5 protein-coding genes and 1 pseudogene are annotated in these 5,366 nt (G+C 63.9%); 1 reads left to right on the top strand and 5 read right to left on the bottom strand.

Features of this window, described 5'->3' with window-relative positions:
- From PUQ42_RS10220 to PUQ42_RS10200, 5 genes are all read right to left on the bottom strand, one after another.
- A partial coding sequence (locus PUQ42_RS10220) for a diacylglycerol/lipid kinase family protein (protein WP_273373408.1) occupies nucleotides 1–581 on the bottom strand: 581 nt, incomplete at its 3' end.
- Nucleotides 582–588: 7 nt separating this feature from the next.
- On the bottom strand, nucleotides 589–2,046 hold the full coding sequence (locus tag PUQ42_RS10215; RefSeq protein WP_273373407.1) for an aminoacyl-histidine dipeptidase: 1,458 nt from the start codon (nucleotides 2,044–2,046) through the stop codon (nucleotides 589–591).
- A gap of 12 nt (nucleotides 2,047–2,058) precedes the next feature.
- Nucleotides 2,059–3,060, bottom strand: a complete 1,002-nt coding sequence (locus PUQ42_RS10210; protein ID WP_087308962.1) for a PhoH family protein — start codon at nucleotides 3,058–3,060, stop codon at nucleotides 2,059–2,061.
- A gap of 6 nt (nucleotides 3,061–3,066) precedes the next feature.
- On the bottom strand, nucleotides 3,067–3,669 hold the full coding sequence (locus tag PUQ42_RS10205) for an outer membrane beta-barrel protein (protein WP_087308961.1): 603 nt from the start codon (nucleotides 3,667–3,669) through the stop codon (nucleotides 3,067–3,069).
- Nucleotides 3,670–3,671: 2 nt separating this feature from the next.
- Nucleotides 3,672–4,835 carry an MFS transporter gene (locus tag PUQ42_RS10200; protein ID WP_273373405.1) on the bottom strand — a complete coding sequence of 388 codons (1,164 nt, stop codon included), beginning with the start codon at nucleotides 4,833–4,835 and terminating at the stop codon, nucleotides 3,672–3,674.
- 322 nt (nucleotides 4,836–5,157) lie between these two features.
- Between PUQ42_RS10200 and PUQ42_RS10195 the strand changes: the two are divergent.
- Nucleotides 5,158–5,366, top strand: a pseudogene (locus tag PUQ42_RS10195) (cation:proton antiporter); the annotation flags it as partial.

Here is a 5,366-nt window from a genome sequence, read left to right as displayed (position 1 = left end):
ATGCCCGTCGACTTGTAGCGGAAGAAGTTCTTCACCACGCACCACGTATAGCGCCAGCGGCTCTTGTGGCCCTTCTTCTTCAGGTGGGAGAGCTTGCGCACGACGTGGGCGTCGAATCCTACGCCGGCCACATTGGCCATGTAGCGGCTCTGGCGGTAGTGGGCCTCCTCGTACGAAACCACCCCGACGTCCTGCAGGAACGAACACCCGGCGCTGATCGCCCGCACGGCATCCTGATAGCGATTCGAGATGCCGAACGTACGCACCCAGTCGTTGCCCGTACCGACGGCAACGACAGCCAGCAGCACCTCGTCCGGACACACCGTCTGCTGGATGAAGAGGCCGTTGACCACCTCATGCAGCGTACCGTCGCCACCGACGGCGATGATCCGCCGGTAGCCCTCGCGCACGGCCGTCACGGTCAGCTCCGTGGCGTGGAACTTGTGCTCCGTGAAGACCGGTTCGCAGACGATATGCGCATCGCGCAGCAGCTTCGAGATCTGCGGAAAGTGATCGAGCCCGCGGCCGCCGCCGGCCACGGGATTGACGATCACGAACCACTTGTCGGACTGTACGGCCACCTCGACGCTACTTTTCGGGGATGTGACACAGCGTGTCGGTCAGGAAGTCGTAGAACTTCACGACCGAGGCGATCTCCACCTTCTCGTCCGGCGAGTGGGGATAGCAGATCGTCGGACCGAACGAGATCATGTCCAGACCCGGATAGTTGCTGCCGATGATGCCGCACTCCAGTCCGGCGTGGATGGCCGTCACGTGGGGTTTCCGACCGAAGAGACGCTCGTAGGAGGCGGTCATCGCCTTCAGGATCGGCGACGACATGTCGGGATTCCAGCCGTCGTACTCGCCCGTCAGCTCGGTCTGTGCGCCGGCCAGGGCAAACAGCGCCTCGATGGCCTCGCCCAGGGCGCGCTTCTCGCTGCGCACCGAACTGCGCAGCAGGCACTGCAGCTTCACCGTGCGGCCGTCCGAGACCACGCGGGCCAGGTTCGTCGAGGTCTGAACCAGCCCCTCCATCGCCTTCGACATCTTCTGCACGCCGTCCGGACAGGCCACCACGGCACGTACCAGCGCATCGGCCGTCTTCGCAGGCATCATGCCGGCCGGACGTCCGCACTCCTCGGCAAACATCTCGATCGAATCCTCGATGCCGGCATATTCGGCCGCAATGACCTCCCGGTAGGCGGCCAGCGCCTCGGTGAAGGTCCCCAGCTCCTCGGCCGGGACGAGCACCGTCGCCTCGGCCTCACGCGGAATGGCATTGCGCAGCCCGCCGCCGTCGACCGACGCCAGCAGCACCTCGCACGGAGCCTCGTTCAGGAAGCGGAACAGCACCTTGTTGGCATTCGCCCGCTGGCAGACGATCTGGATGCCCGAGTGGCCGCCCTTGAGCCCCTTGACCGTCACCTTCACGGCCGAGTAGCCCTCCGCCGGGGTCGGCACCTCGGCGTAGTCGAAGAGCATGTTGGCGTCCAGTCCGCCGGCGCACCCCACGTAGAGTTCGCCCTCGGTCTCCGAATCGAGGTTGAGCAGGATGTCGCCCTGCAGCAGTCCGCCCTTCAGGCCGAAGGCACCGTCCATGCCGGTCTCCTCCGTGGCCGTAAAGAGCGCCTCAAGCGGTCCGTGCTGCAGCGTGTCGTCCTCGAGCACGGCCAGAATCGCGGCCACGCCGATGCCGTCGTCGGCCCCGAGCGTCGTGCCGTCGGCCGTCACCCACTCACCGTCGACGTAGGCGTCGATCGGATCTTTCGTGAAGTCGAAGACCTTGTCGTTGTTCTTCTGCGGAACCATGTCCAGATGGGCCTGCAGAACAACCCCCTTGCGGTTCTCCCAGCCCGGCGTGGCCGCCTTGCGCACGTAGACGTTGTGCGCCTCGTCCTCGTGAGCCTCCAGGCCCAGTTTGTGCGCCGTGTCAAGCACGTAGCGGCGGATCTGCTCCTCGTGCGACGAGGGGCGCGGGATGCGGACGATCTCCGCGAAATGTTTCCAGACCAGTGTCGGCTTCAGTGCCGTCAGATTGCGATCCATAGTTTTCGGGATTTATTCGTTTTTGGTTTTTGAATGATTGTTCGTTTCGTGTTCGTCGGACTCGGCGGCCGCCTTGCGGTCGAAGGCCTCGACGATGTACTTGACCAGCGGGTGGCGCACGATGTCGCGTTTGTCAAACTCCACGATGCCGATTCCATCGACACCGCGCAGGATCTCCATCGCACGCACCAGTCCGCTGTCCGACTTCTTCGGAAGGTCGACCTGCGTCACGTCGCCCGTGACAATGAAGCGCGCGTTGCGCCCCATGCGCGTCAGAAACATCTTGATCTGCGACAGGGTGGTGTTCTGCGCCTCGTCCAGAATGACGAAGGCGTTGTCCAGCGTACGGCCACGCATGTAGGCCAGCGGCGCGATCTGAACGGTCCCCTCCTCGAGGTACTTCTGCAGTTTGGCGGGCGGGATCATGTCGTTCAGCGCATCGTACAGCGGCTGCAGATAGGGGTCCAGCTTCTCCTTCATGTCGCCCGGCAGGAAGCCCAGCTTCTCGCCCGCCTCGACGGCCGGACGCGTCAGGATGATGCGCCGCACCTGCCGCTCCTTCAGGGCCCGCACGGCCAGCGCTATGGCCGTATAGGTCTTGCCCGAACCCGCAGGCCCCACGGCAAACAGCAGATCGTCCTTATCATAGAGCTTGACCAGCCGCTGCTGGTTCACGGTCCGCGCCCGGACGATGTTGCCGTTGTTGCCGTAGACGATCACATCCTTGTCCACGGGACCCTCCTCCTGGAGCGAGGCCCCCGAGAAGCACTGGTCGATGACCTGCGACGAGATATGACCGTACTTGAGGTAATAGGCCACCAGCGCGTCGATGCGTTTGGCAAAGCGGCGCGTCTCGGCCTCCGGGCCCAGCACCTTGAGCGACGACCCCCGCGCCACGATCTTCAGCGCCGGATGCAGCGACTTGATCTGATCCAGATAGGCGTCCTGCGGGCCGTAGAGCTCCCGCGGATCGACCCCTTCGATGAGTATCTCCTTACCGACTGTCTCCGTCATAGGCCATCAGAAGATATAACCGACGCTGAGCGCCACGTTGTAGGTACGGAGTTTGTCCAGCTGGCGGCCGTCCGGAAGCACCACGTCGTGCTTGCTGCGGAACTGGCCGTTGTAGCGCACGTCGACCAGCAGGTGGCGCAGCAGCACCACCCCGGCACCGACGGTGTACGACACCGACGGACGGATCCGCCCGAAATCGAGCAGATCGCCGCCCGACTTCTGCTTGCAGTCGTTCATCACCGTGAAGACCGGTCCGGCGTAGATGCGCAGCGGACTGAGCAGGCGGAACGACGCCAGCACCGGCACGTCGATCGAATTCGACTTCAGGTTCAGCTCGCCGCCCCCTTCGGGACGGATGCGCAGCCCCTGCCGCACGTAGAGGATCTGCGGCTCGACGGCGAAGGCGCCCAGCTTGACGGCCGTGACGATACCGGCCTGCCAGCCCATTTTGTTGCGGATGTCCGTGGCATCCATGTTCGTCGTATAGTCGGGGATGTTGATACCCCCGATCACGCCCCACTCCACCAACGTGCGGGGGCGTTGTGCCGCAGCACTCCCGGCCGAGCCGGCCAGCAGCAGCGTCAAGAGGATTTTCAGCAGTTTGTTCATAGTCATTTTTCGTTTTTGTCCCGCCCGAGGCGGATTGCCGCCCAAAGCATGTAGGCCAGGCAGACCGTCACAAAGATCATTCCCGCATGAGGGTTCCCCGTCACACGGATCACCGCCCCGCACACCGGCCCCGAGACGGCTCCGGCCGCAATGGCGAGGATCATCAGTCCGGCCACCTCGTTGGCCCGCTCCGGCACGGCCTTCGTCGCCACGGCGTAGAACGTGGCGAAGACGCACGCCATCACGAAGCCCAGCACCCCGACGGCCGCATAGATCGCCGCCTCGTTGCGCACGAAGATCAGCGCCACGGCCAGCACCAAGCCCACGGCCATGTTCCAGGCCAGGTACTTCACGTCGGAGAAGCGCACGAGCACCCACGCCCCGACGAGCGTTCCGACAATGCGGCAGGCGTAGAAGCCCGTCGTCGTAAGGATCGACGAGGGGTTGTCGATCAGCCGCACGGAGAGGTATCCGATGGCCACGTCGCCGGCAATGAAGCAGGCCACGCCCAGCGCCGAGAGCAAGACACGGCGGTTCTTCAGCAGGCGGAAGCACTCCGCCAGTCCGGCGGTCCGTTCGCTGCGCGGCGGTTCGGGGATCGCCGTCAGCTGCAGCCACACGCCTCCGACGACGGTCAGTCCGGCGTAGATCGGCAGCAGCAGCCGCCACGAGCCCGTCCACGCCACAAGCGCGGTCACCAGCGGCGCCAGCAGCAACAGCGACGTGTTGCGGAAGATCTGCCCGACGGTCAGGTAGCTGGTCATCCGCTCGCCGGGGACGATCGTCGCCAGCAGCGGGTTGACGGCCACCTGCACGAACGTATTGCCGATGCCCAGCAGGCCGAATCCGACGAAATACCACGTCAGCAGACACGCGGCACCCGCCGCCCAGGGGATCATCAGCCCCGCAAAGGTGAGGGCATAACCCGCCAGCGCCGTCGCCTTGCGCCCCCAGCGGTTCATCAGTGCCGCAACGGGGGTCGAGAGCACCAGAAACCACAGGAAGACCATCGTCGGGAGAAAGCTCACGGCCGTCTGCTCCTCGGCGGGAAAATCCGCGGCGATACGCCCCGTAATGGGGGCCACCAGGTCGCAGAATCCCATGATGAAGAACCCCGCCAGAACGGGGCACAACAACCGGGCGGAGATCGGGGTACGGTTCGTCATGCGTTGTTGTTTACGTTGTTCGATTCTTCAAAGTTACGTTTTTTTCCGGAAAAACGCACTTCGCCGTGCGATTATTTCTCCCCGGGGATCCTCCGTACGGGCGTTTTTCGGCACGAAAGGCTGTCCCGGCACCGGTTTTTCCCCGGCGGCCAAGGCTTCTCCATCGAACGAAAGTCGCTGTCCGTCACCTGGAAAAGCCCCGCATCCGTCACCGGCAGCCGACTCCCCGGTGTCGGTCCGGCGACAAATCCCGCTCCGGAGCTTGTTTTTCCGCGCATTTTTTCCTATATTTGTTCTAAACTTGCAGTCGACTCATCCGATCATGTATCTGTTCGCCCACATAGACTTCTCGCTGCCGCTCGAAGACCCGATCCTCAAGTTCCTGCTGATTCTGGTCATCATCCTGGCAGCCCCGCTGCTGCTCAACAAGCTCAAGATCCCCTATCTGCTGGGGCTCATCATCGCCGGCGCGGTGATCGGCCCCCACGGCCTGAACCTCGTGCTGCGCGACAGCAGCATCATCCTCTCCGG

Source organism: Alistipes megaguti, from assembly GCF_944320325.1.
Taxonomy (GTDB): domain Bacteria; phylum Bacteroidota; class Bacteroidia; order Bacteroidales; family Rikenellaceae; genus Alistipes; species Alistipes megaguti.
This window is presented reverse-complemented; position numbering and strand designations above follow the sequence as displayed.